Annotated in this window: 27 protein-coding genes; 5 read left to right on the top strand and 22 right to left on the bottom strand. The window is 71.5% G+C overall.

Translation table 11 applies throughout. The features are described 5' to 3' along the window. Positions 1 to 4: 4 nt before the first annotated feature. Positions 5 to 313: a co-chaperone GroES gene (gene groES / locus ACZ4S3_RS32730; RefSeq protein WP_010986397.1), complete on the bottom strand. Its 309-nt coding sequence runs from the start codon at positions 311 to 313 to the stop codon at positions 5 to 7. A 470-nt stretch (positions 314 to 783) separates the two neighbouring features. Here groES and ACZ4S3_RS32725 point away from each other — a divergent pair, with 470 nt between their 5' ends. Further along, the gene (locus tag ACZ4S3_RS32725) at positions 784 to 2,154 is read left to right on the top strand and encodes an FtsW/RodA/SpoVE family cell cycle protein (RefSeq protein WP_467941157.1); all 1,371 of its coding nucleotides are present in this window, start codon (positions 784 to 786) and stop codon (positions 2,152 to 2,154) included. Between the two features lie 36 nt (positions 2,155 to 2,190). On the opposite strand, the gene ACZ4S3_RS32720 is transcribed toward ACZ4S3_RS32725, so the two are convergent. After that, the gene (locus tag ACZ4S3_RS32720; protein WP_467940838.1) at positions 2,191 to 3,063 is read right to left on the bottom strand and encodes a polysaccharide deacetylase family protein; all 873 of its coding nucleotides are present in this window, start codon (positions 3,061 to 3,063) and stop codon (positions 2,191 to 2,193) included. Between the two features lie 82 nt (positions 3,064 to 3,145). On the opposite strand from ACZ4S3_RS32720, the gene ACZ4S3_RS32715 reads away from it, so the two are divergent. Next, complete coding sequence (locus tag ACZ4S3_RS32715; protein ID WP_467941155.1) at positions 3,146 to 4,345, top strand: THUMP-like domain-containing protein; 1,200 nt, start codon at positions 3,146 to 3,148, stop codon at positions 4,343 to 4,345. A 10-nt stretch (positions 4,346 to 4,355) separates the two neighbouring features. Here the strand turns inward: ACZ4S3_RS32715 and ACZ4S3_RS32710 are convergent, their stop codons facing one another. From ACZ4S3_RS32710 to tsaB, 4 genes are all read right to left on the bottom strand, one after another. Then, positions 4,356 to 4,721, bottom strand: coding sequence for a hypothetical protein (locus ACZ4S3_RS32710; RefSeq protein ID WP_467940836.1), 366 nt, complete (start codon positions 4,719 to 4,721; stop codon positions 4,356 to 4,358). Positions 4,722 to 4,880: 159 nt separating this feature from the next. Next, positions 4,881 to 6,008, bottom strand: a complete 1,128-nt coding sequence (gene tsaD, locus ACZ4S3_RS32705; protein ID WP_467940834.1) for a tRNA (adenosine(37)-N6)-threonylcarbamoyltransferase complex transferase subunit TsaD — start codon at positions 6,006 to 6,008, stop codon at positions 4,881 to 4,883. Beyond that, a complete protein-coding gene (gene rimI, locus ACZ4S3_RS32700) occupies positions 6,001 to 6,486 on the bottom strand; it encodes a ribosomal protein S18-alanine N-acetyltransferase (protein WP_467941152.1) in 486 nt (161 codons plus the stop codon). The genes tsaD and rimI overlap by 8 nt, the downstream gene beginning before the upstream one ends. A 26-nt stretch (positions 6,487 to 6,512) precedes the next feature. Next, the gene (tsaB, locus tag ACZ4S3_RS32695) at positions 6,513 to 7,172 is read right to left on the bottom strand and encodes a tRNA (adenosine(37)-N6)-threonylcarbamoyltransferase complex dimerization subunit type 1 TsaB (protein WP_467940832.1); all 660 of its coding nucleotides are present in this window, start codon (positions 7,170 to 7,172) and stop codon (positions 6,513 to 6,515) included. A 107-nt stretch (positions 7,173 to 7,279) separates the two neighbouring features. Between tsaB and ACZ4S3_RS32690 the strand changes: the two genes are divergently transcribed. Next, positions 7,280 to 7,849, top strand: a complete 570-nt coding sequence (locus tag ACZ4S3_RS32690; protein ID WP_467940830.1) for a hypothetical protein — start codon at positions 7,280 to 7,282, stop codon at positions 7,847 to 7,849. A 36-nt stretch (positions 7,850 to 7,885) separates the two neighbouring features. On the opposite strand, the gene ACZ4S3_RS32685 is transcribed toward ACZ4S3_RS32690, so the two are convergent. The 9 genes from ACZ4S3_RS32685 to ACZ4S3_RS32645 form a co-directional block, all read right to left on the bottom strand. Beyond that, complete coding sequence (locus tag ACZ4S3_RS32685; RefSeq protein ID WP_467940828.1) at positions 7,886 to 8,122, bottom strand: hypothetical protein; 237 nt, start codon at positions 8,120 to 8,122, stop codon at positions 7,886 to 7,888. A 187-nt stretch (positions 8,123 to 8,309) separates the two neighbouring features. Then, complete coding sequence (gene tsaE, locus ACZ4S3_RS32680) at positions 8,310 to 8,849, bottom strand: tRNA (adenosine(37)-N6)-threonylcarbamoyltransferase complex ATPase subunit type 1 TsaE (RefSeq protein WP_467940826.1); 540 nt, start codon at positions 8,847 to 8,849, stop codon at positions 8,310 to 8,312. Between the two features lie 47 nt (positions 8,850 to 8,896). Next, complete coding sequence (locus ACZ4S3_RS32675) at positions 8,897 to 10,222, bottom strand: alpha/beta fold hydrolase (protein ID WP_467940824.1); 1,326 nt, start codon at positions 10,220 to 10,222, stop codon at positions 8,897 to 8,899. After that, a complete protein-coding gene (gene alr / locus ACZ4S3_RS32670; protein WP_467940822.1) occupies positions 10,219 to 11,397 on the bottom strand; it encodes an alanine racemase in 1,179 nt (392 codons plus the stop codon). Before alr ends, ACZ4S3_RS32675 begins: the two co-directional genes overlap by 4 nt. Positions 11,398 to 11,456: 59 nt before the next feature. Further along, positions 11,457 to 12,452: a L,D-transpeptidase family protein gene (locus ACZ4S3_RS32665; protein WP_467940820.1), complete on the bottom strand. Its 996-nt coding sequence runs from the start codon at positions 12,450 to 12,452 to the stop codon at positions 11,457 to 11,459. 112 nt (positions 12,453 to 12,564) lie between these two features. Beyond that, positions 12,565 to 13,989: an NAD(P)H-hydrate dehydratase gene (locus ACZ4S3_RS32660; protein ID WP_467940818.1), complete on the bottom strand. Its 1,425-nt coding sequence runs from the start codon at positions 13,987 to 13,989 to the stop codon at positions 12,565 to 12,567. An 84-nt stretch (positions 13,990 to 14,073) separates the two neighbouring features. Further along, on the bottom strand, positions 14,074 to 14,442 hold the full coding sequence (locus ACZ4S3_RS32655; protein ID WP_467940816.1) for a holo-ACP synthase: 369 nt from the start codon (positions 14,440 to 14,442) through the stop codon (positions 14,074 to 14,076). 4 nt (positions 14,443 to 14,446) lie between these two features. Continuing rightward, on the bottom strand, positions 14,447 to 16,294 hold the full coding sequence (gene glmS, locus ACZ4S3_RS32650; protein WP_467940814.1) for a glutamine--fructose-6-phosphate transaminase (isomerizing): 1,848 nt from the start codon (positions 16,292 to 16,294) through the stop codon (positions 14,447 to 14,449). A gap of 120 nt (positions 16,295 to 16,414) precedes the next feature. Then, a complete protein-coding gene (locus ACZ4S3_RS32645; protein WP_467940812.1) occupies positions 16,415 to 16,702 on the bottom strand; it encodes a hypothetical protein in 288 nt (95 codons plus the stop codon). Between the two features lie 148 nt (positions 16,703 to 16,850). On the opposite strand from ACZ4S3_RS32645, the gene coaA reads away from it, so the two are divergent. Further along, positions 16,851 to 17,837, top strand: a complete 987-nt coding sequence (gene coaA, locus ACZ4S3_RS32640; protein WP_467940810.1) for a type I pantothenate kinase — start codon at positions 16,851 to 16,853, stop codon at positions 17,835 to 17,837. Between the two features lie 111 nt (positions 17,838 to 17,948). On the opposite strand, the gene glmM is transcribed toward coaA, so the two are convergent. The 4 genes from glmM to ACZ4S3_RS32620 all read right to left on the bottom strand — a co-directional run bounded on the left by glmM (position 17,949) and on the right by ACZ4S3_RS32620 (position 22,391). Next, the gene (gene glmM / locus ACZ4S3_RS32635; protein ID WP_467940808.1) at positions 17,949 to 19,307 is read right to left on the bottom strand and encodes a phosphoglucosamine mutase; all 1,359 of its coding nucleotides are present in this window, start codon (positions 19,305 to 19,307) and stop codon (positions 17,949 to 17,951) included. Between the two features lie 185 nt (positions 19,308 to 19,492). Then, positions 19,493 to 20,008, bottom strand: a complete 516-nt coding sequence (gene rpsI / locus ACZ4S3_RS32630) for a 30S ribosomal protein S9 (protein ID WP_467940806.1) — start codon at positions 20,006 to 20,008, stop codon at positions 19,493 to 19,495. A gap of 42 nt (positions 20,009 to 20,050) precedes the next feature. Beyond that, positions 20,051 to 20,494, bottom strand: a complete 444-nt coding sequence (gene rplM / locus ACZ4S3_RS32625; protein WP_467940804.1) for a 50S ribosomal protein L13 — start codon at positions 20,492 to 20,494, stop codon at positions 20,051 to 20,053. Positions 20,495 to 20,768: 274 nt separating this feature from the next. After that, on the bottom strand, positions 20,769 to 22,391 hold the full coding sequence (locus ACZ4S3_RS32620; protein ID WP_467940802.1) for an ABC-F family ATP-binding cassette domain-containing protein: 1,623 nt from the start codon (positions 22,389 to 22,391) through the stop codon (positions 20,769 to 20,771). A gap of 103 nt (positions 22,392 to 22,494) precedes the next feature. On the opposite strand from ACZ4S3_RS32620, the gene ACZ4S3_RS32615 reads away from it, so the two are divergent. Then, the gene (locus ACZ4S3_RS32615) at positions 22,495 to 23,367 is read left to right on the top strand and encodes a hypothetical protein (protein WP_467940800.1); all 873 of its coding nucleotides are present in this window, start codon (positions 22,495 to 22,497) and stop codon (positions 23,365 to 23,367) included. Positions 23,368 to 23,415: 48 nt separating this feature from the next. On the opposite strand, the gene truA is transcribed toward ACZ4S3_RS32615, so the two are convergent. From truA to ACZ4S3_RS32600, 3 genes are all read right to left on the bottom strand, one after another. Next, the gene (gene truA, locus ACZ4S3_RS32610) at positions 23,416 to 24,270 is read right to left on the bottom strand and encodes a tRNA pseudouridine(38-40) synthase TruA (RefSeq protein ID WP_467940798.1); all 855 of its coding nucleotides are present in this window, start codon (positions 24,268 to 24,270) and stop codon (positions 23,416 to 23,418) included. 84 nt (positions 24,271 to 24,354) lie between these two features. Beyond that, complete coding sequence (gene rplQ, locus ACZ4S3_RS32605) at positions 24,355 to 24,831, bottom strand: 50S ribosomal protein L17 (RefSeq protein ID WP_467940796.1); 477 nt, start codon at positions 24,829 to 24,831, stop codon at positions 24,355 to 24,357. Between the two features lie 129 nt (positions 24,832 to 24,960). Next, on the bottom strand, positions 24,961 to 25,350 hold a 390-nt coding region (locus ACZ4S3_RS32600), incomplete at its 5' end, for a DNA-directed RNA polymerase subunit alpha C-terminal domain-containing protein (protein WP_302832661.1).

Below are 25,350 nucleotides of genomic sequence, written 5' to 3'. Positions count from 1 at the left end.
TGACTTACTTCTCGACGATCGCGAGAACGTCGCGAGCCGAGAGGACGAGGTACTCCTCGCCGTTGTACTTCACCTCGGTGCCGCCGTACTTGCTGTAGAGCACGACGTCGCCGACGGTGACGTCGAGCGGAAGACGGTTGCCGTCCTCGAAGCGGCCCGGACCCACGGCCAGGACGACGCCCTCCTGGGGCTTCTCCTTGGCAGTGTCCGGAATGACCAGGCCCGAAGCCGTGGTCTGCTCGGCGTCGAGCGGCTGGACCACAATGCGGTCCTCAAGCGGCTTGATGGCAACCTTGGAGCTGGCGGTCGTCACGATCCGACCTCCCCCTTCGGAGATCTCACGGGGTTAACTGTCTGAGGTGGCGACCAGGTGGATCCGTCGTCGCGGGTGCCGGACCTGCCCGTTCGCGCACAGTTGGCACTCGCCGGTGGAGAGTGCCAACGCCGAGACTATGACGCGGTTAGCACTCGGTCAAGCGGAGTGCCAATCGAGACTCCGGCCTGTCGCCGGTGATCCGCCGGATGCGCGGGAATTCGGACACACCTCTCGCATCGGCCGCAACCGTACCCCCCGCTCCCCCGTCTACTTCCCCGACTGCCGAACCGGCGGCCGGGCCCTGCCACCAGCCCCGCGGCCCGTGCCGGCCGATGGGCGAACCGATGGACGAACCTTCCCCGTGGTCGTGAGGACCAGGGGAGACCCCGAGGCGGAGGACTCACGTGCGTGGACCGACCAGCGCTTCCCGCGCGGCCCCGAAGCGGGAGAGCGACGCCGAACGCACGATGACGTTCGCCGCCCTCGCCCAGGCTCCGGACCGCCGCCGGACGGAGGCCTGGCTGCTCGCCCTCGCCGTCCTGATAGCCGTCTTCGGTTACGCCTGTACGGGCCTGTCGATGACCGGCCGGCTGCCGGACAGCCTCGCCGGATTCACCGCCGTCATGTTTTCCATGGCGTGGCTCCCGCATCTGGTGCTGCGCCGCTTCGCGGCCCGCGCCGATCCGCTGATCCTGCCGCTCACGACGCTGCTGACCGGGCTCGGGCTGGTGCTGCTGAGCCGCCTGGACATCACCTACGCCGCCCAGCCCCGCCTCAAGATGCCGCAGGCGGCTCCGGGGCAGCTGGTGTGGACCGGGATCGGGGTGGCGGTCTGCATCGGGGTGCTGATGCTGCTGCGCGACCACCGGCTGATGCAGCGCTACATCTATCTGACGATGGCGGTCGCGCTGGTGATGCTGATGGCACCGGCGTTCTTTCCCGGTGACACCTTCGGCGCCAAACGCTGGATCTACCTCGGGCCGCTGTCGCTCCAGCCCGGCGAGTTCGTCAAGATCGTGATCGCGGTCTTCTTCGCCGGCTATCTGACGGTCAACCGGCAGGTCCTGGCGCTGACCGGCCGGCGCGTCCTGGGATTCCAGCTGCCGCCGGGACGTCAGCTCGCACCGATCTTCACCATATGGGTCGTCAGCCTCCTGGTCCTCGTCTTCGAACGGGACCTCGGCACCTCGCTGATCTTCTTCGGCGTGTTCGTGATCATGCTGTACGTGGCGACCGAGCGCACCGGCTGGGTGCTCTGCGGGCTGCTGATGGCCGTGGTGGGCGCGGCGACCGTGGGCTCCATCGAGCCGCATGTCCACGGCCGGGTCACCGCCTGGCTCGACCCCATGGCCGCGTTCACCCGGGCGGGAAACGAGGCCGGTCTGTCCACCCAGCTCGGCGAGGCGCTCTTCAGCTTCGGCACCGGGGGGATCAGCGGCACGGGGCTGGGACAGGGCCATCCCGAGCTGGTCGGCTTCGCGGGCAACAGCGACTTCATCCTCACCACCGTCGGCGAGGAACTGGGCCTGGCCGGGGTGATGGCCGTGCTGCTGCTGTACGTACTGCTCGCGCAGCGCGGGCTGCGGGTGGGCCTGACCTCCCGCGATCCGTTCGGGAAACTGCTGGCGGTCGGGCTCTCCAGCGCGCTGCTCCTCCAGGTCTTCGTCGTCTCCGGCGGGGTCACCGGCCTGATCCCGCTCACCGGCAAGGCGCTGCCGTTCCTCGCCAAGGGCGGCTCGTCCCTCGTCGCGAACTGGGTGATGGTCGGGCTGCTGCTGCGGATCAGCGACACCGCACAGCGCCGCCGCGAGCCGGTGGGGCCTCGCCCCCGCCCGTAGCCTCCGCAGCCCGCCTCACACGTCATCCTCCGGCTCTCACACGTAATCCTCCAGCCACCCGATGGCGAAGCCCTGTTCGCGGGCGGTGCGCAGCGCCCCGCGCGCCGCTTCGGACAGCGCCCCGTGCCGGTCCCGGCGGGCGTCGAGGTGGATCAGGACGATGTCGCCGGGGTGCAGCCGGCGGTCCCGGGCGCGGTAGTCCATCCGGCCGGGCAACGCCTCCTCGCTCCACAGCGGTACGGCCTTGACGTCGCAGGCGGCCGCGATCCGCAGCGTGTCCAGGGTGTAGGCGCCGAGGGGCGGCCGGAAGAGCCGCGGCCGCTGTCCGGTCTCGCGCTGCAGTGCGTCCTGCTGACCGCAGATCTGCGCGCGCTGCCCGGCCGGGCCCAGCTGCGGCAGCGGGCGGTGATGCGGTGCGCGGAACGTGCTGTAGGGCACGTCGAGTTCGCGCATCATCCGCGCGAACTCCGGGTCCTTCGCCTCCCCGTCATCGAGCGTCAGGAACACGACCCTGGCACGGGTCGGCACCCGGGAGATCACGGCCGGCAGACCCGCGCCGGCGCCACGGGAGAGCTGCGGCTCGGTGGTCAGGAACGGTTTGAAGGCCGGCGGCTGCGGGGGGCTGAGCGGCACCCCGGCCAGCCCGTACCGCTTGGCCGCCGCCATCTGCCGCGCCTGCGCCCGCTGAAGCATCCGGGCCTGCGAGGCCAGCGCGCCGGCGTCGGGGGCGGCGACGGGGGGCCCGGCCGGCTCGTTGTCCAGCAGGTCCTCGGCACGCACCACGCCGCAGCCGGCGGCCAGCAGCCCGAGTACGGAGAGGGCTGCCAGGCCCCGAGCCCTGGCGGCGGGCCCCGAACCCGCACCCTCATCCCGTACTCGGCCAGATCGGAAAAATCTGACAATCTGCATAACTCGGATCTTGACAGCGATCCACCGCCTCGCCACGGCGACACAACCCACCACGCCGAAGCGGTCAGCCGTCTGGCCCACAATGGGGCAGGTGACCGACCTCGACACCTTCTCCGCGCTGCTCACCCCCGAGGGACAGGAGCTGCTGGCCGCACTGCGGGACCACGATCCGGCCGACGATCTGGCGGCCGCGACCCGGCTGCGCCGTACCCATCCCGCGCCACTGGTTTCCGCCGCGCTCGGGCAGGCGCAGCTGCGCCGGCGCGCGGCGGCGAAGTTCGGGGCGGACGCCCGGCGGATGTACTTCACGCCGAACGGGGTCGAGCAGTCCACCCGCGCCACGGTGGCCACCCATCGCGCCGTCCGGCTCGCCGCGCTGGGCGTCCGCACCCTGGCGGATCTCTGCTCCGGGATCGGCGGCGACGCCCTCGCGCTGGCCCGCGCCGGGATCTCGGTCCTCGCGGTCGACCGCGACCCGCTGGCCTGCGCCGCCGCGCGGGCGAACGCCGACGCGCTGGGGCTGACGGACCTGATCGAGGTGCGCTGCGCGGACGTGACGGAGGTGGACACGGCCGGGTATGACGCGGTGTTCGTGGACCCGGCGCGGCGGACCAAGGCCCGCGGGGGCCGGATTTTCGACCCGGAGGCCTATTCGCCGCCGCTGTCGTGGGCGGTCGAGGCGGCCCGTAAGGCACCCTGCGCGGCGCTGAAGATCGCGCCCGGTGTGCCGCACGACGCGCTGCCCGACGACGCCGAGACGGAGTGGATCTCCGACGGGGGCGACGTGAAGGAAGCCGTGGTGTGGTTCGGCGGCTCCGCGGCGCCTGGTGGCCGCCGGGCCACCCTCCTCCCCGGCGGCGCCTCGCTCCTCGGCGCCGGCCTGCCCGACCCCGAGCCGGGACCGGTCGGCGACTGGCTGTACGAGCCGGACGGCGCCGTCATCCGGGCGCATCTGGTGGCGGACGTCGCACAGCGGGTCGGCGGCCGGCTGATCGACCCGACGATCGCGTATGTGACGGCGGACGAGCTGGTCGAGACGCCGTACGCCACCGCCTACGAGATCACCGACGTCCTGCCCTTCAACGTCAAGAAGCTGCGGGCGCTGCTGCGCGAACGCGAGGTCGGCATCGCGGTGATCAAGAAGCGCGGCTCGGCGGTCTCGCCGGAGGAGCTGCGCAAGAAGCTGAAGCTGGGCGGCGGCTCACGGTCCTGCACGATCTTCCTCACCCGGGTCGCGGGCGCGCCCACCATGCTGCTGGGACGGCCGGCCGGCGCCCCCTGACGGCGGGCGTTCACGCCAGGTCGGTGAGGTCCTCCGCGTAGATCTGGGAGAGCGGCTGCGGGCCGACGTACTGCTGGCAGGTGCACTGCCCGGCTTCGTACTGCACCGGCCGGTGCTCCTCGTCCCAGACCACCGCCACCTCGACCCGCTCATGGCACTTGCCCTGCTTGTCATGCTTGGCGAGGTGGTGGGTGCAGCCGCACACCGGCTCCGGGGCCTTCTGCGCGGCGACCAGCTCCTGGCGCTCCTGGCGGGCGGTCTCCAGCCGCTCCATCTTGCGCTCGTGCCGGGTGCGCAGTGCTCTACGGGTGGCGTCGGCGACCTTCGCGAAGCCGCCCGCCATGAAGAAGATGAATACCCACCAGAACCAGTCCACAGCCTGCCGCCTCCCCACGCCCACGGGCACACTCCGCCGCTACGGGCACACTCCGCCGCTAAGAGTAAGACGTTCCGGCGGGCGGGGGTCAGGGCCCCTCAAGAGTTGCGCACCTCATGAGCACGCGCCGCACGCGCACGCGCCCGAGGAGTACCCGCCTCAGGAGTAGAGGTTCTGCTTGCTCAGCTCATGGACGTGGTCGTGATCATGGCCGTGACCGTGATCGTGGCCGTGGGCGGGCACCTCGCCGGGGACATGCGGCTCGGTGACCGGCAGGGACGAGTCCGCGGACAGGCCCCAGTCGGAAGCCGGCCGGTTGCGGGCCACCATCTCGGCGCCCAGCGCCGCCACCATCGCCCCGTTGTCGGTGCACAGCTTGGGCCGCGGCACCCGCAGCGTTATTCCGGCGTCCTCGCAGCGCCGCGCGGCCAGCGCCCGCAGCCGGGAGTTGGCCGCGACCCCGCCGCCGATCATCAGGTGGTCGACGCCGTTGTCCTTGCAGGCCCGCACGGCCTTACGGGTCAGCACATCCACCACGGCCTCCTGGAAGGACGCCGAGACATCGGCCACCGGGACGTCCTCGCCGGCCGCCCGCTTGGCTTCGATCCAGCGCGCGACCGCCGTCTTCAGCCCCGAGAAGGAGAAGTCGTAGGCCGGGTCGCGGGGACCGGTCAGCCCGCGCGGGAAGCGGATCGCGTCGGGGTTGCCCTCGCGTGCGTAGCGGTCGATGACCGGGCCGCCCGGGAAGCCGAGCTGCAGCACCCGCGCGATCTTGTCGAACGCCTCGCCCGCCGCATCGTCGATGGTCGAGCCCAGCGGCCGTACGTCCGAGGTGATGTCGGGCGCGAGCAGCAGGGAGGAGTGGCCGCCGGACACCAGCAGCGCCATCGTCGGCTCCGGCAGCGCACCGTGTTCCAGCTGGTCGACGCAGATGTGCGAGGCCAGGTGGTTGACGCCGTAGAGCGGCTTGCCGAGGGCGTAGGCGTACGCCTTCGCGGCCGAGACGCCGACCAGGAGGGCGCCCGCGAGGCCGGGTCCGGCGGTGACCGCGATGCCGTCGAGGTCGCTCGCCGCAACCCCGGCGTCCTTCAGGGCGCGCTGGATGGTGGGGACCATCGCCTCCAGGTGCGCGCGCGAGGCGACCTCCGGGACGACGCCGCCGAAGCGGGCGTGCTCATCGACGCTGGAGGCGACCGCGTCGGCCAGCAGCGTGTGGCCGCGGACGATGCCGACTCCGGTCTCGTCGCAGGAGGTCTCGATACCGAGGACGAGCGGTTCGTCAGCCATGGGTCCGGTTTCCTTGTACGGGAGATGCGGGTGAGGGGGATTCGGTGGTGAGGCGCATGACCAGCGCGTCGACGTTGCCGGGCTGGTAGTAGCCGCGCCGGAATCCGATCGGCTCGAAGCCGAAGCGCTCGTACAGGCGCTGGGCGCGGAGGTTGTCGACCCGCACCTCCAGCAGCACCTCGCGGCACTCGAAGGCGGTGGCGGCCGAGAGCAGTTCGGTCAGCAGGCGGGCGCCCAGGCCGGTGCCCCACTGGTCGCGGGCGGTGGCGATGGTCTGGATGTCGCCGGTGGCGTCGATGGCGCACAGGCCGCCGTAGCCGACGAGGCGGCCGTCGGCTTCGGCGACGAGATAGCGGCGGGTGGCGCCCGCGCCGCGCGCATGGGCCAGCTCGGACCAGAACATCCCCGCCGACCAGGCGTCCTCGGGGAACAGCTCGCGCTCCAGCACCAGCACCGGCTCTATGTCCCACCAGCGCATCTCGCGCAATGCAACGACGTGGGCCGTCACTTGGGGGTGACCACCTTGTAGTTGGCCGGGACCTGGGCGTCGGGGCGGCGCAGATACAGCGGCTGCGGAAGCAGGAACTCCTCCCCGGCCGCGAGCTTCTCGGCGGCCAGCGAGGCGAGCGCGCCCGCGGACTGGTGCTCGGGACCCTCGCGCCGTACGCCGGTGAACACCGCGTCGTACAGCAGCGCACCCGCGCCCACGGCCGGCACCCCGGCCACCTGGTCGGCGATGTCAGCGGGCCGGTCGACGGCGGGCTCGGTCAGCCGCGTCCGCGCGTTCGCGTAGCGGGCCCAGTAGACCTCCTTGCGGCGGGCGTCCGTCGCCACCACGAAGGGCTCCTCCAGGCCACTGGCGTAGGCGAGCCCGTCCAGCGAGCACAGGCCGTGCACCGGGACACCCAGCACGGAAGCGAAGGTCGCCGCCGTGACCAGTCCCACGCGCAGTCCGGTGTACGGGCCGGGGCCGACGCCGACCACGATGTCGCTGACCGCGTCGAGCTTGCGGCCGGCCTCGGTCAGCACCTGGTCGACGGCGGGCAGCAGCAGTTCGCCGTGCCTGCGGGCGTCCACCTGGCGGGACTCGGCGAGGACGCGGGAACCGTCGTGCAGGGCGACGGTGACGGCGGGGGTGGCGGTGTCAAGAGCTAGCAGCAGCACGCCTCAAGACTACGGCTCGGCCGGTGGTGCCCGGTGCGGTGCTACCGTCGGCCGTCAGCAGCCAGGAATCTCCACACAGCCCAGCACAGCGGAAAGGTGGCACAGCGGTGCCCGCTAAGAGCAGCACGATCGTCACCGCTCTGACCGCGGCCGCCCTGGTCGCGGTCGGCGTGCTCGGCTACCAGGCCTCGGCGTCCGCCCCGGATCACCTCGCGGCCCGCGGCGAGAGCCACCCCGCCAAGCACACCGCGCACCCCGGCCGGCCCGCGAAGAAGGACAAGGCGCCGAGCCCCACCGAGATCCCCGCGGCATCCGGCACCGGCAAGCGGGTGGTCTACTCCCTCGGCGCCAAGCGGGTCTGGCTGGTCGACGCGCAGGGCAAGGCGCTGCGTACGTACCAGGTCGCGCCGAGCGCGGTCAGCCCGGTGGCGGGCACCCATCAGGTCACCCAGCGGTGGGTGAGCGTGACCGGCTCCGACGGCATCGCGATCGAGCATGTCGTGCTGTTCAGCAGCGTCAACAGTGTCGTGGTCGGGTTCAGCGCGGCGGTCGACGGCTCCGCGCCGAAGCCGGGCCCGGTGAAGAAGAAGACCGGCGGCATCCGGGAGTCGCGGGAGAACGGCAAGGCGATGTGGGACTTCGCGCTGGTCGGCACGAAGGTCGTCGTCGTCAGCTGACGCCGGGCCCCGAAGGCCAGGATTCGCCCCTACGGGCTACGCCGCGTCGCACCCCTCGGTGGACGCGGCGCGCGCTTTCTCGGCCGGACGGTCTCCCCTGGCTTCCGCGGTGACGTCCGGGGGCGTGGAGACGGCGCTGGCCGCGGCGCACGCCGCCAGCAACTGGGTCATCGTCGGCGGCTGCTCGGGCGCATCGTGCCCGGCGCGCCGGGGCGCCGCTACGGGGGCGCCCTCGCGCTCTTCAGGCGTGGGGGAAGGCTGGTGGGCCGACATGGACGCCTCCCGGGCTCCTGGGACAAGCGGCTGAGGCCAGGCCGCATACTTAGGCTGACCTAACCGGGGCTCTCCCCACCCATGTGACCACGCGCGGCACCGCGGGCGCAACATCTTCCCGACGCCTTGTCGGAAACTACGGGGAGAGTGCGGCGCCGTAAGGAGCAGGCGGGGACCACCGGACCCGTCAGCCGTTCGCCAGCCGGTCGAGTCCCGCGTCCGCCCAGCGCGGGCCCAGCCCGGTGACCGTCACCTCGCGTACGTCGTCCGTATCGCCGTGCAGCGCGCCCTCCAGGACGGCGTCCGCGTCGCCCCCTCCCACGGCCCGGCCGATCACGACATGCAGCCGGTCCTCGGCGAGGTCCTCGACCTTGCCGTCGCCCCACTCCACGACCACCACCGACTCCGGCAGCGAGACGTCGAGGTCCAGGTCCTCCATCTCGTCGAGGCCGCCGCCCAGGCGGTAGGCGTCGACATGCACCAGGGCGGGACCGCCGGTCAGGGACGGGTGCACCCGGGCGATGACGAAGGTGGGGGAGGTCACGGCACCGCGTACGCCCAGTCCCTCGCCCAGGCCGCGGGTCAGCGTGGTCTTGCCGGCACCCAGCTCACCGGTGAGCAGCACCAGGTCGCCGGGGCGCAGCAGGCCGGACAGCCTGAGGCCCAACTCCTGCATCTGTTCGGGGGACTTGACGGTGACATGGGCGATCGCGCCGGTGGTGCTCATGCCGCAAATGGTACGGCCCGGACGGCCCCCGACGGCCGCCCGCCGCCTCAGGCCCTGGCCGAGCGCGAGCCGCGGGCCGCCGCGCTGGCCCGTTCCACCAGCGACACCAGCTGGTCATTGACCAGCTCGGGCCGCTCCAGCATCACCAGGTGCCCGGCGCCGGGGACGCACAGCAGATCGGCATGCGGCAGCAGCTCGGCGATCGTCCGGCTGTGGTCGGCGGGGGTGATCAGGTCCTTCTCCCCGGCGAGCACCAGCGCCGGCTTCGCGTCGTACGCCGCCACCGCCTCCGTCTTGTCGTGCACCGCGAAGGCCGGATAGAACTCGGCGACCACATCGATCGGGGTCGCCTCGATCAGCCGCTCCGCGAACCGCGCGATGCCCGAGTCGACGTCCTCCGGCGTGCCGAACGAATACCGCTTGATCAGTCCCGCGAACAGATCGGCGGTGGCCCGCCGCCCCCGCTCGACGATCTCGCTCTGCGAGCCCAGCGCCTTGAGCAGCCCCGGCGCGACGGCATGGAACGCCTTCACGCCCATCGACGGCAGCCCGAAGGCGACCTCGCTGAGCCTGCCCGCCGAGGTGCCGATCAGCGCCACCCCGACCACCCGCTCCGCGACGTACTCGGGGAACTGGTCGGCCAGCGCCATCACCGTCATCCCGCCCATCGAGTGCCCGACCAGCACGATCGGCCCCTCGGGCACGGCGGCGTCCAGCACCGCCTTCAGGTCCCGGCCCAGCAGGTCGATGGTGACCGGGTCCGTACCGTCGATCTGGCCGTGGCCGCGCGCCGAGCGGCCGTGGCTGCGCTGGTCCCAGTGGACGGTCCGCACGATGCCGCGCAGCGCGGCCCGCTGGAAGTGCCAGGAGTCCTGGCTGAGGCAGTAGCCGTGGCTGAAGACGACGGTGGGGGCCACGGAGCGGCGGCCCAGGGCCGCCAGCAGTCTTTTGCGGACGCCCTGCGGGACCTGCCCGTCCAGCGCGGCCCGGACGTCCTTGCTCTCCTTGGTGCCCTTGCCGTTCTTGGCCGCCTTGGCGCCCTTCGCCGCCTTGCCGCCATTGCTGCTCGCCGGCGGCTCCCCCGGCTCGTCCACCTCGTAATACAGCTCGGTGCCGTCCTCGGCGATCGCCGCGCCCGGAGTGCCGCGCAGCGTGCCATACGGGCCCTCGGCGTCCAGCGCCAGCCGGGCCCGGCGTCGCATACCGCGGCCGACCGTCATCCGCTCTATCGCCACGCCGGCCGCCGCGCCCGCCGCGATCACCCCGATCGCGGCGCCCGCGACCCCGGCATGCCGGCCGGCCCGCGCCCAGTTGTTGACCGAGTCGGCCGCCGTCTCGAGCGCCTTCGCGGCCACGTCCTGGCCCTCGCTCATACCGCACCCCCCGTGTGCGTCCGCTCCACGTCTGTGACCTCGCTGTCCACATAGACGCGCGGCACCCGCGTCCCGATCCGCGTGACGATTTCGTACCCGATGGTTCCGGCCGCCACCGCCCAGTCCTCCGCGGTCGGCTCGCCGTGGTCGCCGGGCCCGAACAGCACGGCCGGATCGCCCGGCTGTGCGCCGTCCCCGCCCAGGTCGACCACGAACTGGTCCATCGCGATCCGCCCGGCGACCGTCCGCCACTTGCCCGCCACCAGCACCGGGCCGCTGCCGGAGGCGTGCCGCGGGATGCCGTCGGCGTAGCCGAGCGGGACCAGCGCGAGGGTGGTGTCACCAGGTGTTGTGTAGTGATGCCCGTACGAGACGCCATGGCCGCCCGGGGCGTGCTTGACGGACGCCAGCGACGCCTCGAGGGTCATCGCCGGCCGCAGCCCGAAGTCCTGGGACGTGCCGACCTCGGGGGCGGGCGAGATGCCGTAGATGCCGATACCGGTACGCACCAGGTCGAAGTGCGCCTCGGGGAGGGTGAGCAGCGCCGGGGTGTTGGCGATATGCCGTACCTCGGGGCGCAGTCCGGCCGCTCCGGCGACCGCCAGCGCCTCGTCGAAGGCGGCCAGCTGCCGCGGGATCGAGGGGTGTCCGGGCTCGTCGGCGCAGGCGAGGTGTGACCACAGGCCGGTGACCTTGATGACGCCGTCGACCTCGGCCTTGCGGGCCGCGGCGGTCAGCTCCGGCCAGTCGGCGGGCTGGCAGCCGTTGCGGCCGAGACCGGTGTCGATCTTGAGCTGGACCCGGGCCGTACGGCCGCACGCCCGCGCCGCCTCGCTCACCTCACGCAGCGCCCACAGCCCGCTCACCGAGACGTCGATGTCCTGCTCGACGGCCTTGCGCCAGGGCCCGCCCGGCACCCACAGCCAGCACAGCAGCCGCCCGGTGTCACCGGCCGCGCGCAGCGCGAAGGCCTCCTCGGGCAGCGCCGTGCCCAGCCAGCTCGCGCCGGCCGCACGGGCGGCGCGGGCGCAGGGCACCGCGCCGTGTCCGTACCCGTCGGACTTGACCACGGCCATCAGTTCTGCCCGGGGTGCGCGGTCTCGCAGCGCGCGCACGTTCGACCGCACGGCGGCGACGTCGATCGTGGCGCGGGCGCGCTTCGCTGTCTCGTTCATCCCCCTCAGTGTCGCAGGCGGGGCCGCGCCACCCCGGGGCACCGGTGGGAAAAGCGTCCTCACACGCCGGTCTTACGGCCCCAGACGTACACGATGTCGTTCTTCTGCAGCACGTTCCACAGTCTCTGCGCGTCTTCCCAGGAGAGGTTGACGCAGCCGTGCGAGCCGGGCGGGTAGTAGAGGTCGTCGTAGACGCCGTGCAGCGCCTCGCCGCCGTCGAAGAACTGCGCGAACGGCATCGGCGAGTGGTAGAGGTTCGAGACGTGGTTCTTGTGCTTCCAGTAGACCCGGAACGAACCGGTACGGGTGTCCATCAGCGGCCGGCCGGAGCGCATCGCCACCGGGTGGAAGATCACTCTCCCGCCCTGCTGCACCCACACGATCTGCCGGGACAGATCCACACAGGCCACCCGCTCGGCACGGTCGGGGCACTGCCCTTCCCGGTTCGGGTCCTCCTGGGCCTGCAGCAGCCGCACCACGGCGCCGGTCACCGGCCCCGCGAACCCGGTCGCGGGCTCGATGCGGTGCTTCCGCTGGAAGGACTGGATCGCGCGGCAGTCCTCGGCCGACTGCCGGCCGTCCACCTCCCGCTCCAGGAACTCCTCGACCGCCTCCTGGGCGGGGCCGGTGGACTTGCTGCAGCGCAGCGGCGCGTGCGGGTCGCGCTGCACCTCGGACCGCGGCACATCCTCGATGTGCCGGACGGGCTCGGTGGGCCGCGCCGGCTCCGGCTCCGCGGCCGTGCGGCCGTGGTGCGGAATGTTCGGCGGCAGGATGAGGTCGGGCAGCTGCTGTTGCTCCTGCCGCCACCGGTCCGGGTCGTGGTGGGCGATGCCGGGGACCAGATCGATCGCCGCGCGCACATGGGGGCGGGGCTTGTGCTTGGCGGCGAGCCCGTCCGGGAGGGGCTGCGCCCAGGGGACGGGCCAGCGTGCCGCGGACAGCGTGGCGGCGGCCGGGTTCGTGACAGGGACCGGTCGGGCGGCGGCCGCGGGCACTCCGACGAAGGCGAACAGCGAGGCGCCGATCAGCAGCGCCGGGAGGGTGCGATTCATGCACTCACCCATGCCGTGACCGGGCCGCCGCACCGCCCGCCGCCCGGCAGGTTCGCCCTGCTGGCCCGAGGCGTTCCCTCGCGGGGCGTAACGGCGCGCCCCGCTTCTCGTGTCAGTCCACCACCTCGCGCCAGGCGTCGCCCAGGTGGTCGGCGACCTCCGTGGCCAGAATCGGCGCCCCGCGCGGCCCGGCCGCCCGACGCGCCGCCAGCCCGTGCAGATACGCCCCCACGGACCCGGCGTCGCGCGGTGACAGCCCGGCGGCCAGCAGCGACCCCGTCACCCCCGAGAGCACATCCCCGCTGCCCGCCGTGGCGAGCCAGCCGGTCCCGGTGGCGTTGACCCGCACCGGCCCGGTCGCGTCCGCGACCAGCGTCGTCGACCCCTTGAGCAGCACCGTCGCCCCGTACCGCCCGGCCAGCTCCCGTACGGACCGCAGCCGCGCCGCCTCGATCTCCTCCCGTCCCCGCCCCAGCAGCGCCGCGGCCTCCCCGGCGTGCGGCGTGAGCAGGGTCCCGGCAGTACGGGAGCGCACCCGCTCCGGCGTCAGAAACCGCAGACCGTCCGCATCCACCAGCACCGGCACCTCTGCCGCCAGCACCTCCTCCAGCGCGCCGGCCTCGTCCCCGATGCCCGGCCCGATCACCCACGACTGCACCCGCCCCGCCTTGTCCGGCGGCCCCGCGTGCACCAGCGTCTCCGGGAACCGCGCCAGCACCGCGTCCGCCGCCGGCCCGACGTACCGCACGGCGCCCGCCCCGCCCCGCAGGGCACCGGCCACCGCCAGCACCGCCGCCCCCGGATACCGCGCCGACCCGGCGACGACGCCCACCACCCCCCGCCGGTACTTGTCGCTCTCGGCCGCCGGACGCGGCAGCAGCTCCGCCACATCCGCATGCTGCAACGCCTCCACCTCGGCGTCCCGCGGCAGTTCGAGCCCGATCTCCACCAGCCGCAGCGCCCCCGCCCGCTCCCGCGCCGGATCGATCAACAACCCCGGCTTGTACGCCCCGAACGTCACCGTCGCATCGGCGTCCACGGCGTCCCCGCTCACCTCGCCGCTGTCGGCATCGACACCGCTGGGCAGATCGACCGCCACCACGATCGCCGACTCCCGTGCCTGGCCGATGAGTTGGGCGGCCGCCGGACGCAGCCCGCCGCGGCCCCCGATCCCCACGATCCCGTCCACCACCAGATCGGCCCATGCCACGTCCCGCCGCGCATCGTCCGAGACCCGGCCGCCGGCCGCCCGCAGCGCGGCCAGTCCCCCCGCATGCGCCCGCTCGGGCGACAGCAGTACGGCGACCACCCCCGCGCCGCGCCGCGCCAGCCGCGCCCCCGCGTACAACGCGTCCCCGCCGTTGTCGCCACTGCCCACCAGCAGCGTCACCCGGCTGCCGGACACCCGCCCCAACAACTCCGCGCAGGCCACGGCCAGTCCGGCCGCCGCCCGCCGCATCAGGGCCCCCTCCGGCAGCCGCGCCATCAACTCCCGCTCGGCGGCCCGTACGGTCTCCACGCTGTAGGCAGTCCTCATGGGGCCAGTCTCACACCGGAGCGGCGGCGGGGGCCCCGCCACACGCGAGACCCCGCCGCACGGCCGAGGCAGGGCCGACAGGCCCTAGCCCTCGGCGATCACCACCGCGGAGGCGACGCCCGCGTCATGACTGAGCGACACATGCCAGGCCCGCACCCCGAGTTCCGCCGCCCGCGCCGCGACCGTGCCGCGCACCCGCAGCCGCGGCCGCCCGCTGTCCTCGACGTACACCTCCGCGTCCGTCCAGTGCAGCCCGCCCGGCGCACCCAGCGCCTTGGCCACCGCCTCCTTGGCCGCGAACCGCGCCGCCAGGGAGGCGGTTCCCCGCCGCTCCCCGCTGGGCAGCGTCAGCTCCGTCTCGATGAACAGCCGGTGCGCCAGCTCCGGCGTACGCTCCAGCGCCGCCCCGAACCGCTCGATCTCGGCCACATCAATCCCAACCCCAATGATCACCGGATCACTCCACCGTCACCGACTTGGCGAGGTTACGAGGCTGATCGACCTCATTCCCGCGGGCCGTGGCCAGCTCGCACGCAAAAACCTGCAACGGCACGGCGGAAACCAGCGGCTGCAGCAGCACCGGTGTCTGCGGAATCCGTACGAGGTGATCGGCATACGGCACCACCGCCTCGTCACCCTCCTCCGCAATCACAATGGTCCGCGCCCCACGGGCCCGGATCTCCTGAATATTCGACACAATCTTGTCGTGCAGTACGGACCGCCCACGCGGCGACGGCACCACCACAACCACCGGCACATCGTTCTCGATCAACGCGATCGGGCCGTGCTTGAGCTCCCCCGCCGCGAATCCCTCCGCATGCATATACGCGAGCTCTTTGAGCTTCAGCGCGCCTTCCAGCGCCACCGGATACCCGACATGCCGCCCGAGGAACAGCACGGTGTTCTTGTCGGCCAGCCCACGCGCCAGCTCCCGCACCGGCTCCATCGTCCCCAGCACCCGCTGCACCTGGGTCCCCATGGCCGCCAGCTCGCGCACCACGTCCTGGATCTCATCCCCCCACTTGGTCCCCCGCACCTGCGCGAGATACAGCGCGACGAGATAGCACGCCACCAACTGCGTCAAAAACGCCTTCGTCGACGCCACCGCCACCTCGGGCCCGGCATGCGTATACAACACCGCATCCGATTCCCGTGGAATCGTCGACCCATTCGTATTGCAGATGGCGAGCACTTTGGCGCCCTGCTCCCGCGCATGCCGCAACGCCATCAGCGTATCCATCGTCTCGCCGGACTGGCTGATGGCGATAACCAGCGTCCGCCGGTCCAGAATCGGGTCCCGGTACCGGAATTCGCTCGCCAATTCCGTCTCGCAAGGAACGCGCGTCCAGTGCTCGATGGCGTACTTGGCGATCATCCCCGCGTGATAGGCCGTCCCGCACGCCACAATGACGACCTTGTCGACCTCGCGCAGCACTTCCTCGGGAATCCGCACCTCGTCGAGGGACAGCACCCCCGAACCGTCGATCCGCCCCAGCAACGTATCGGCGACGGCCTTGGGCTGCTCCGCGATCTCCTTCAGCATGAAGTAGTCGTAGCCGTCCTTCTCGGCGGCCGACACGTCCCAGTCGACGTGATACGCCCGCACCGGCGCCGGCGCCCCCTCGAAGTCCGTGACCGTGACACCGTCCCGGCGCAGCTCGACGACCTGGTCCTGGCCGAGCTCGATGGCCTCCCGGGTATGCGCGATGAACGCCGCCACATCCGACGCGAGGAACGCCTCGTCCTCGCCGATCCCCACCACCAACGGCGAATTACGACGCGCCCCCACCACCAGATCCGGCGCATCCGCATGCACCGCAACCAGCGTGAACGCCCCCTCGAGCCGCCGGCACACCTGCCGCATCGACTCCGGCAGTTCACCGCACGACGAATAGGCCTCGGCAATCAGATGCGCGACGACCTCGGTATCCGTCTCGGACACCAACTCATGTCCCCGGTCGGTGAGTTCGGCCCGCAGCGCGGCAAAGTTCTCGATGATCCCGTTGTGCACGACGGATACCCGCCCCGCGTTGTCCAGATGCGGATGCGCATTCTCATCCGTCGGCCCACCGTGCGTGGCCCACCGCGTATGCCCGATCCCCGTCGTCCCCGTGGGCAGCGGCCGGTCCGCCAGCTCCTTCTCCAGGTTGGCCAGCTTCCCCGCCTTCTTCGCCGCCGCCAGTCCCCCATCGGCCAGTACGGCAACCCCCGCGGAGTCATATCCGCGGTACTCCAGCCGCTTCAGGCCCGCCACCACAACATCAAGGGCGGACTGCCCGCCCACATAGCCCACGATTCCGCACATGAGGGCAGCCTACGACGCACGCCGCACCGAACCTCCGTATGGCCCGCAGAAAGGGCCACCGGCCGCCCTCGGGCTCGGGGCGCGGCCTGGTCAAGGCCCCCCGGGTCCCCCTGCCGCCCCTCAATACCCCCGCTCTATCCTCTCCAGCGCCTCCCGCACCGTCTCCAGGAACTCCTCGTCCTCATCCTCGTCCGTACCGGGCCTGCTGCCCCGTTCGTAGGTCGCCAGGATGTCGGCGAGGTCCTCGCTCAGATCGTCCTCGGGCAGGTCCTCGGCCAGCTCCGCGCGCACGCGGGCGGCGAAGTCCGGCGCGGGGATCTCGTCCGCCGCGCCCGCCTGGCGCTCCTCATCGGCTTGCCGGCGCAGCAGTCCCCACAGGCGCGCTCGCACGCCCACCCCCTGTCTCACCTGTCTCATCCTTCGGCCCGTCGCCGACCGTACCGGCCAATATCCACCAGGTACAGACGCTCAGGACGAACCACCCCCAACTCCGCCGCGACGCCCCGATGCGGCCCCCCGAGAGGAGCCGTCCGGCGCGGCTGCGCACAATGGGCGCGTGCCCCTCACGACGGATCCGCAGCAACGACGCCGCGACAGTTCCCCGTACGTCGATCTGACGCGCGCTCAGTGGAGTGCCCTGCGGGAGAAGACCCCGCTGCCCCTGACGGCCGATGAGGTCGAACGGCTGCGCGGCCTGGGCGATGTCATCGACCTGGACGAGGTCCGCGATGTCTACCTCCCGCTCTCCCGCCTCCTCAACCTCTACGTCGGCGCGACCAGCAACCTGCGCGGCGCCCTGAACACCTTTCTGGGCGATGCGGGCGGCGGCCAAGGCGCCCAGCCCGGAACCCCGTTCGTCATAGGGGTCGCGGGCAGTGTGGCGGTCGGCAAGTCCACCACCGCGCGGCTGCTGCAGGCCCTGCTGGCCCGCTGGCCCGAGCATCCACGGGTCGAGCTGGTGACCACCGACGGGTTCCTCTTCCCGAACGCGGAACTGCACCGGCGCGGCCTGATGTCCCGTAAGGGCTTCCCGGAGTCGTACGACCGCCGGGCGCTGACCCGCTTCGTGGCGGATGTGAAGTCGGGGAAGGCGGAGGTGACCGCACCGGTCTACTCCCACCTCATCTACGACATCGTGCCGGCCGAACGGCTGACCGTGCACCGCCCGGACATCCTCATCGTCGAGGGGCTGAACGTGCTGCAGCCGGCCCTCCCCGGCAAGGACGGCCGCACCCGGCTCGGACTCGCCGACTTCTTCGACTTCTCCGTCTACGTGGACGCACGCACGGAAGACATCGAGAAGTGGTACCTGGGCCGGTTCCGCAAGCTGCGCGAGACCGCCTTCCAGAACCCGTTCTCCTACTTCCGCAAGTACACCCAGGTCTCCGAGGACGAGGCGCTGGACTACGCCCGGATGATGTGGCGCACCATCAACAAGCCCAACCTCCAGCAGAACGTCGCCCCGACCCGCGGCCGCGCCAACCTGGTGCTGCGCAAGGGGCCCGACCACAAGGTGCAGCGCCTGTCGCTGCGCAAGCTCTAGGGCAACGAAGTACGGGCACCAGGCACCGTACGGCGCCGGCGTTGCCGCCGCGCGGTACGGGCCCTGGTGCCCGCCACTGAACCGGCCCGTCTGCCGGCTACGTCAACTCGCCTATCCCAGCGCGGACTTGACCACATCCGCGAGCCGTCCGGCCACGGCTCGCGCCTGCTCGATGTCGGCGGCCTCGACCATCACCCGTACGAGCGGCTCGGTGCCGGACGGACGGAGCAGTACGCGGCCGGTGACGCCCAGGTCGCGCTCCGCCTCGCCGACCGCGGCGGTCAGCTCGGGCGAGGTGGCGACGCGGGACTTGTCGACGTCGGGGACGTTGATGAGGATCTGCGGCAGGCGCTCCATGACGCCGGCCAGGTCGGCGAGCGAACGGCCGGTGGCGGCGACCCGCGCCGCCAGCATCAGGCCGGTCAGCGTGCCGTCACCGGTCGTGGCGTGGTCCAGCACGATGACGTGCCCGGACTGCTCACCGCCCAGCGCGAAGCCGTGCGCCTTCATCTCCTCCAGGACGTAACGGTCGCCGACCGCCGTCTGGACGAACTCGATGCCCTCGCGCTCCATGGCCAGCTTGAAGCCCAGGTTGGACATGACGGTGGCGACGACGGTGTTCTCGCGCAGCGCCCCCGCGTCGCGCATACCGAGCGCGAGGACGGCCAGGATCTGGTCGCCGTCGACCTCGTTGCCGTCGCCGTCCACGGCCAGGCAGCGGTCCGCGTCGCCGTCGTGCGCGACACCCAGGTCGGCACCGTGCTCGACGACCGCCGCGCGCAGCAGCGACAGGTGCGTGGAGCCGCAGCCGTCGTTGATGTTCAGGCCGTCGGGGTCGGTGCCGATGGTGATGATGTCTGCGCCGGCCCGCGCGAACGCCTCGGGCGAGACCCGTGCCGCCGCGCCGTGCGCGCCGTCGATGACGATCTTCAGCCCGTCCAGACGGTTGGGCAGGACGCCGACGAGATGCGCGACGTAGTTGTCGAAGCCCTCGTCGTAGACGGTGACCCGCCCCACGCCGTCACCGGTCGGCCGCTCCCACGGCTCGCCAGTGCGGTGTGCGCGGTAGGTCCGCTCGATACGGTCCTCCAGCTCGTCGGCGAGCTTGTGGCCGCCGCGGGCGAAGAACTTGATGCCGTTGTCGGGCATCGGGTTGTGGCTGGCGGAGAGCATCACGCCGAGATCCGCGCCGAGCGAGCCGGTCAGATACGCGACCGCCGGGGTCGGGAGCACGCCCACCCGCAGGACGTCCACACCGGCGCTGGCCAGCCCGGCGACGACCGCGGCCTCCAGGAACTCCCCGGACGCCCGTGGATCGCGTCCGACGACCGCCACGGGCCGATGCCCTTCGAAGGTGCCGGCTTCCGCAAGCACATGCGCCGCGGCGACCGACAGACCGAGCGCGAGCTCCGCCGTCAGGTCCGCATTGGCGACGCCGCGCACACCGTCCGTGCCGAAGAGTCGTCCCACTGGTGTCCTCCGAGTGTCTGAGCTTGGACCAGAGCCTTACGTCCAGGTATACGTACACATTTACAGATCAGGTACACGCCCCTGGCCTCAGGTATACGCGTCCGGTCCCGGATAGCCGAACGCCCCGGCAGCACGGAAGTGCCACCGGGGCGTTCGCCAAGTGCTGCATGATGCAGCGGGCGCGATTAGCGCTTGCTGTACTGCGGCGCCTTACGGGCCTTCTTCAGACCGGCCTTCTTGCGCTCGACCGCACGGTCGTCACGCTTGAGGAATCCGGCCTTCTTCAGCGGGGCGCGGTTGTTGTCCACGTCCGCCTCGTTCAGCGCACGGGCGACACCCAGACGCAGCGCACCGGCCTGGCCGGAGATGCCGCCGCCGGAGATGCGAGCGACAACGTCGTAGCGGTTGTCGAGCTCGAGCACCTTGAAGGGCTCGTTGACTTCCTGCTGGTGCACCTTGTTGGGGAAGTAGCCCTCAAGGGTGCGACCGTTGATCTTCCACTGGCCGGTGCCCGGAACGATCCGGACGCGGGCAATGGCGTTCTTGCGACGGCCCAGGCCGGCGGCCGGCTGCGGGTCGCCGAAGCGGGAGGCGAGGGACTCGGAGGTGTACTCCGACTCCACGACCTCGGTCTCGGTGGTGTACTCCTCGACGGCCGTCTCTTCTTCGATGACGGGGGTCTCGGCGGTGGTCTCGGCCACGATGCTCCTCAGATTCTCTGTCGTCTTAGGGGGTGGCCGGACTTACTGCGCGACCTGGGTGATCTCGAACGGGACCGGCTGCTGCGCAGCGTGCGGGTGCTCGGCGCCCGCGTAGACCTTCAGCTTCGAGAGCATCTGACGGCCGAGGGTGTTCTTGGGGAGCATGCCCTTGATGGCCTTCTCGACGGCCTTCTCGGGGTTCTTGTCCAGCAGCTCGTCGTAACGGACCGAGCGCAGACCACCCGGGAAACCGGAGTGGCGGTAGGCCAGCTTCTGGGTCCGCTTGTTGCCGGACAGGTGCACCTTGTCGGCGTTGATGATGATGACGAAGTCACCGGTGTCAACGTGAGGCGCGTAAACCGGCTTGTGCTTGCCCCGCAGGAGGGACGCGGCCTGAGAGGCCAGACGGCCCAGGACAACGTCCTGCGCGTCAATGATGTGCCACTGGCGCTGAACATCGCCGGGCTTGGGGCTGTACGTACGCACGTCTTAGCCTTCGCTTCGTGAGTTGGGTATCCCCTGGCCATGAAGACCCTGGGGAAGGGTCCTGTACTGGTCACCCGAACTGATCACACAGCAGGGCGGCACTACGGGTGACGCAACCCGATCGTCCGCCGCTGGTCATCGGTCCGGTGGACCGGCGTAAGGGCCCCTCACGTGAGATAGAGCAAGCCAATACGCATAACGAACTGGCAGAATACCGGCCCGGCACCGGTGGGGTCAAAACGCACCCCGAACCAGCGTACGACCGCGGTCCCCCTTACCGCTCGCGCTCCACCCGTCGCTCGTCCCACACCGGCTCCGCGGTCTCCCGCACCACACCGTCCGACCCGAAGACCAGGTACCGGTCGAAGGACTTCGCGAACCACCGGTCGTGCGTCACCGCCAGCACCGTCCCCTCGTATGCCTCCAGCCCCTCCTGCAGCGCCTCTGCCGACTCCAGGTCCAGGTTGTCGGTCGGCTCGTCCAGGAACAGCGCCGTCGTGCCGGACAGCTCCAGCAGCAGGATCTGGAAGCGGGCCTGCTGCCCGCCCGACAGCCGCTCGAAGCGCTGCTCGGCCTGCTTCTCCAGCTCGTAGCGGCGCAGCGCGGACATCGCCTGGCCCTTGTTCTTGGCGTGCTCGGTCCACAGGATGTCGAGCAGGGTGCGGCCCATCAGCTCGGGGTGGGCATGGGTCTGCGCGAAATGGCCGGGGACGACGCGGGCACCCAGCTTCCACTGCCCGGCATGCGCCACGGACTCCCCCGCCAGCAGCCGCAGGAAGTGCGACTTCCCGGAACCGTTCGATCCCAGTACGGCCACCCGCTCGCCGTAGAAGACCTCCAGGTCGAACGGGCGCATCAGCCCGGTCAGCTCCAGGCCCTCGCAGGTGATCGCCCGTACGCCGGTGCGCCCGCCGCGCAGCCGCATCGTGATCTCCTGCTCGCGCGGCGGCTCGGGCGGCGGCCCGGCCTCCTCGAACTTCCGCAACCGGGTCTGCGCGGCGGCGTAGCGCGAGGCCATCTCATGGCTGACCGACGCCGCCTGCCGCAGTGAGATCACCAGCTTCTTGAGCTGGGCGTGCTTCTCGTCCCAGCGCCGCCGCAGCTCCTCGAAGCGGGCGAAGCGTTCCTTGCGGGCCTCGTGGTACGTGCCGAAGCCGCCGCCGTGCACCCAGACGTCGGACCCCGCCGGCCCCGGCTCGACGCTGATGATCTTCTCCGCGGCGCAGGACAGCAGCTCCCGGTCGTGCGAGACGAACAGCACCGTCTTACGGGTCTCCCGCAGCTGCTCCTCCAGCCACCGTTTGCCCGGCACGTCCAGATAGTTGTCCGGCTCGTCCAGCAGCAGCACCTCGTCCGTGCCGCGCAGCAGCGACTCCAGCACCAGCCGCTTCTGCTCGCCCCCGGAGAGCGTGCGCACCTGCCGCCACTGCGCCTTCTCGTACGGCACCCCCAGCGCCGCCGTCGTGCACATGTCCCAGGCCGTCTCGGCCTCGTACCCGCGCGCCTCCGCCCAGTCGCTGAGCGCCTGCGCATAAGCCATCTGCGCGGCTTCGTCGTCATCGGCGGTCATCAGCGCGAGCTCGGCCGCGTCGACCGCCGCGGCCGCCTCCCGGATCCGCGGCTGCGCTACGGAGACCAGCAGGTCACGCACCGTACGGTCGTCCCGTACCGACCCGACGAACTGCGGCATCACGCCCAGCCCCCCGCTGACCGTCACCGCCCCGCCGTGCGGCTGCAGCTCCCCCGCGATCAGTCGCAGCAGCGTCGTCTTCCCGGCACCGTTGGCGCCCACCAGCGCGACCGAGGCCCCTTCCCCCACCCGGAAGGAGACATCCCCCAGCAGGGCCCTCCCGTCCGGCAGGTAGTACTCGAGATGCCCGGCTTCCAGATGTCCCATGGGCTGGATTGTCACGGCCCGCCGCGTATTCCACCAATCGGTTTATGAAAGGGCCACCGGAGCGCCGCCTTCCCGTGCCCTACGGGTCGTTAGGATGCGCGGCATGAGCTTTGGGCAAGGAGGGCCGTTCGACGGCCCCGGGGGATCGGGTACTCCGGACTGGGACGCGCTCGCCACAGAGAGCGAGGCGGCCGGCCGTCGTAAACGCTGGATGGTGATCGGCGGCGGCGCGCTCGCCGCGCTCGCGGTGGCCGGCATCGTCACCGCCGCCGTCGTCAACAGCGGCGGCGGCTCGGCGGACGGCAAGCCGACGGCCCAGCCCACGGCATCGGGCCAGGTCACCGAGCCGGACGACAAGCCGTCCTTCCCCGACGTCTCGCTGCCGCCGCCGCCGAATCCGCGGGACTACATCACCGACCCCAAGAAGGACAAGGCCCCGCTCACCCCCGCCACGCTCTTCCCCGACAAGACCATGGTCATCGGCGAGCACAGCTACCCGCGGACGAGCACCTCCACCACCGGTGACTGCACCTCCGCCACCCAGGGCGCGCTCGGCTCCCTGCTCGCCCACAACGGCTGCACCAAGCTGCTGCGCGCCACCTACTCCAAGGGCGGCGTCTCCACCACGGTCGGCGTCGCGGTCTTCGCCTCCCCGGCCAAGGCCACCAAGGTCATGAACCAGTGGAAGGGAGGCAACATCGCCCCGCTCGCCGGCGGCGGTGTCCCGTCCACGTTCTGCCAGGCCACCCGGTGCCGTACGACGGCCAACACCACCGGCCGCTACGCCTACTTCACCATCGCCGGCTACAACAACGGCAAGGCGACCGATACCGCCGAGACCAAGGCCCGGCAGATCGGCCGGGACGGCGGCTCGTACGCCTTCACCCGGATCACCCAGCGCGGCAAGGACCAGGCCCAGAAGGCCGCCGAGGAGCAGGCCAAGGAAGCCCGCCGCAAGGCGCAGCAGCAGTCCTGACGCCCACGGTGGCGCCGCCCGGCCCGGCGGCGCCACCGTCAAGCACCCTCAGCAGCAGCCGGCCCCGGGCAGCGACCGCTTGTTCCTGGCCTCCTTGTTACGGGCCATGAGCAGCTCGTCCGCCGGATAGCCGACCTCTTCCAGCGTCAGCCCGTGCGGCCGCACCACATGCACCGCGGAGTCCCGCACGCCCGCCGCCAGCACCTTTCCGGGCCACTCCACCGGCCGGTGCCCGTCACCGACGAACAGCATCGCGCCGACCAGCGACCGCACCATGTTGTGACAGAACGCATCGGCCCTGACGGTCGCGGTGATGATCCCGTCCGCCCCCCGCACCCAGCTCAGCTCCTGCAGCGTACGAATCGTCGTCGCGCCCTCGCGCCGCTTGCAGTACGCCGCGAAGTCGTGCTCCCCCAGCAGCGGCCGCGACGCGGCGTTCATCGCGTCGACGTCCAACTCCCAGTCGTGCCAGAGCACATGGCCCCGCAGCAGCGGGTCAACGCCACCATGGTGATCGGTCACCCGGTACGCGTACCGCCGCCAGATCGCCGAGAAGCGCGCGTTGAACCCGTACGCCGCCTCCGCCAGCCGCCACACCCGCACATCCTTCGGCAACCGCCCGGCCAGCCGCCGCAACAGCTTGTCCTGATGCTCGGCCCACACCTCCGCCGGCAGATCCACATGCGCCACCTGCCCCCGCGCATGCACCCCCGCATCCGTCCGCCCCGCGACGGTGAGCTCATATGTCTCACCCGACCGCGTCACCGTCCGCAGCGCATCCTCGATCTCCGCCTGAACGGTCCGCCGGCCGCCGGCCTGCTTGGCCCAGCCGGAGAATTCCCTGCCGTCGTACGACAGGTCCATCCGCACCCGTACGAAACCGGGCTCTACCTCATCACTCACGCCAGCAATCCTCCCTCACCCTGCGGCAACGCGAAGCGGGCCCGCCCCCGAAGGGAACGGACCCGCTCACAGTCGTCCGGCGCCTCAGGCGTCCTTCGACTCCTCGGCCGGAGCCTCGGTGGCCTCAGCGGCCTTCGCCTCGGCGTCCTTGGCGGCACGCTTCGTCGCCGCCTCGGCCTCACCGGTGGCCTGCTGGGCCACGGTCAGCGCCTCCACCAGCTCGATGACGGCCATGGGCGCGTTGTCGCCACGGCGGTTACCGATCTTGGTGATGCGGGTGTAGCCACCCGGACGGTTCTCGAACCGCGGGGCGATCTCGGTGAAGAGCGTGTGGACGACGCTCTTGTCCGAGATCAGCTGCATGACCTGGCGGCGGTTGTGCAGGTCCGCCTTCTTCGCCTTGGTCACCAGACGCTCGGCGTACGGACGCAGACGACGGGCCTTGGCCTCGGTCGTCGTGATGCGGCCGTGCTCGAACAGCGCGGTGGCCAGGTTGCGCAGCATCAGACGCTCGTGCGCAGCGCTGCCGCCCAGACGGGCACCCTTGGCGGGCTTCGGCATGGTGTATCTCCTTCATTGCTGCACCGGCCGTATCAGGTACCGGTGTCAGTTCCCACGAGGCGGCCGCCCCGCGGAAGTTTTCACACGGCTGGGGCCCGGGGCGTGGCCCCGGACCCCAGCCGGACGAACTCAGTACTGCTCGGTCTCCACGAACCCGGCGTCCGCGTCGTCGTCGGCGCCGAAGGCGTCGGCGGCGGCGGTCGGGTCGAATCCGGGCGGGCTGTCCTTGAGCGCCAGGCCCATGCCGGCCAGCTTCGCCTTGACCTCGTCGATCGACTTCGCACCGAAGTTACGGATGTCGAGCAGGTCGGCCTCGGAGCGCGCCACGAGCTCACCCACGGAGTGGATGCCCTCACGCTTGAGGCAGTTGTAGGAGCGGACCGTGAGCTCCAGCTCCTCGATCGGCAGCGCCAGGTCGGCGGCCAGGGCGGCGTCCGTCGGGGACGGGCCCATGTCGATGCCCTCGGCGTCGATGTTGAGCTCACGCGCCAGACCGAACAGCTCGACCAGGGTCTTACC

The sequence above is a fragment of the Streptomyces sp. NPDC028368 genome, assembly GCF_055565615.1.
Note: the sequence above shows the minus strand (reverse complement) of the source record. Positions and strands in the feature narration are given on the sequence as shown.

Bases quoted from the DNA above. Each gene is read 5' to 3' on its own strand.
- ACZ4S3_RS32685 (WP_467940828.1), bottom strand. From the start codon at position 8,122: ATGTCGGCCCACCAGCCTTCCCCCACGCCTGAAGAGCGCGAGGGCGCC.
- ACZ4S3_RS32720 (WP_467940838.1), bottom strand. From the start codon at position 3,063: ATGCAGATTGTCAGATTTTTCCGATCTGGCCGAGTACGGGATGAGGGT.
- ACZ4S3_RS32660 (WP_467940818.1), bottom strand. From the start codon at position 13,989: ATGAGGACTGCCTACAGCGTGGAGACCGTACGGGCCGCCGAGCGGGAG.
- rimI (WP_467941152.1), bottom strand. From the start codon at position 6,486: ATGCGCTGGTGGGACATAGAGCCGGTGCTGGTGCTGGAGCGCGAGCTG.
- alr (WP_467940822.1), bottom strand. From the start codon at position 11,397: ATGAACGAGACAGCGAAGCGCGCCCGCGCCACGATCGACGTCGCCGCC.
- ACZ4S3_RS32725 (WP_467941157.1), top strand. From the start codon at position 784: ATGACGTTCGCCGCCCTCGCCCAGGCTCCGGACCGCCGCCGGACGGAG.
- ACZ4S3_RS32665 (WP_467940820.1), bottom strand. From the start codon at position 12,452: ATGAATCGCACCCTCCCGGCGCTGCTGATCGGCGCCTCGCTGTTCGCC.
- tsaE (WP_467940826.1), bottom strand. From the start codon at position 8,849: ATGAGCACCACCGGCGCGATCGCCCATGTCACCGTCAAGTCCCCCGAA.
- rplQ (WP_467940796.1), bottom strand. From the start codon at position 24,831: ATGCCGAAGCCCGCCAAGGGTGCCCGTCTGGGCGGCAGCGCTGCGCAC.
- tsaD (WP_467940834.1), bottom strand. From the start codon at position 6,008: ATGGCTGACGAACCGCTCGTCCTCGGTATCGAGACCTCCTGCGACGAG.
- glmS (WP_467940814.1), bottom strand. From the start codon at position 16,294: ATGTGCGGAATCGTGGGCTATGTGGGCGGGCAGTCCGCCCTTGATGTT.
- ACZ4S3_RS32615 (WP_467940800.1), top strand. From the start codon at position 22,495: ATGAGCTTTGGGCAAGGAGGGCCGTTCGACGGCCCCGGGGGATCGGGT.
- ACZ4S3_RS32715 (WP_467941155.1), top strand. From the start codon at position 3,146: ATGGGGCAGGTGACCGACCTCGACACCTTCTCCGCGCTGCTCACCCCC.
- ACZ4S3_RS32620 (WP_467940802.1), bottom strand. From the start codon at position 22,391: ATGGGACATCTGGAAGCCGGGCATCTCGAGTACTACCTGCCGGACGGG.
- ACZ4S3_RS32675 (WP_467940824.1), bottom strand. From the start codon at position 10,222: ATGAGCGAGGGCCAGGACGTGGCCGCGAAGGCGCTCGAGACGGCGGCC.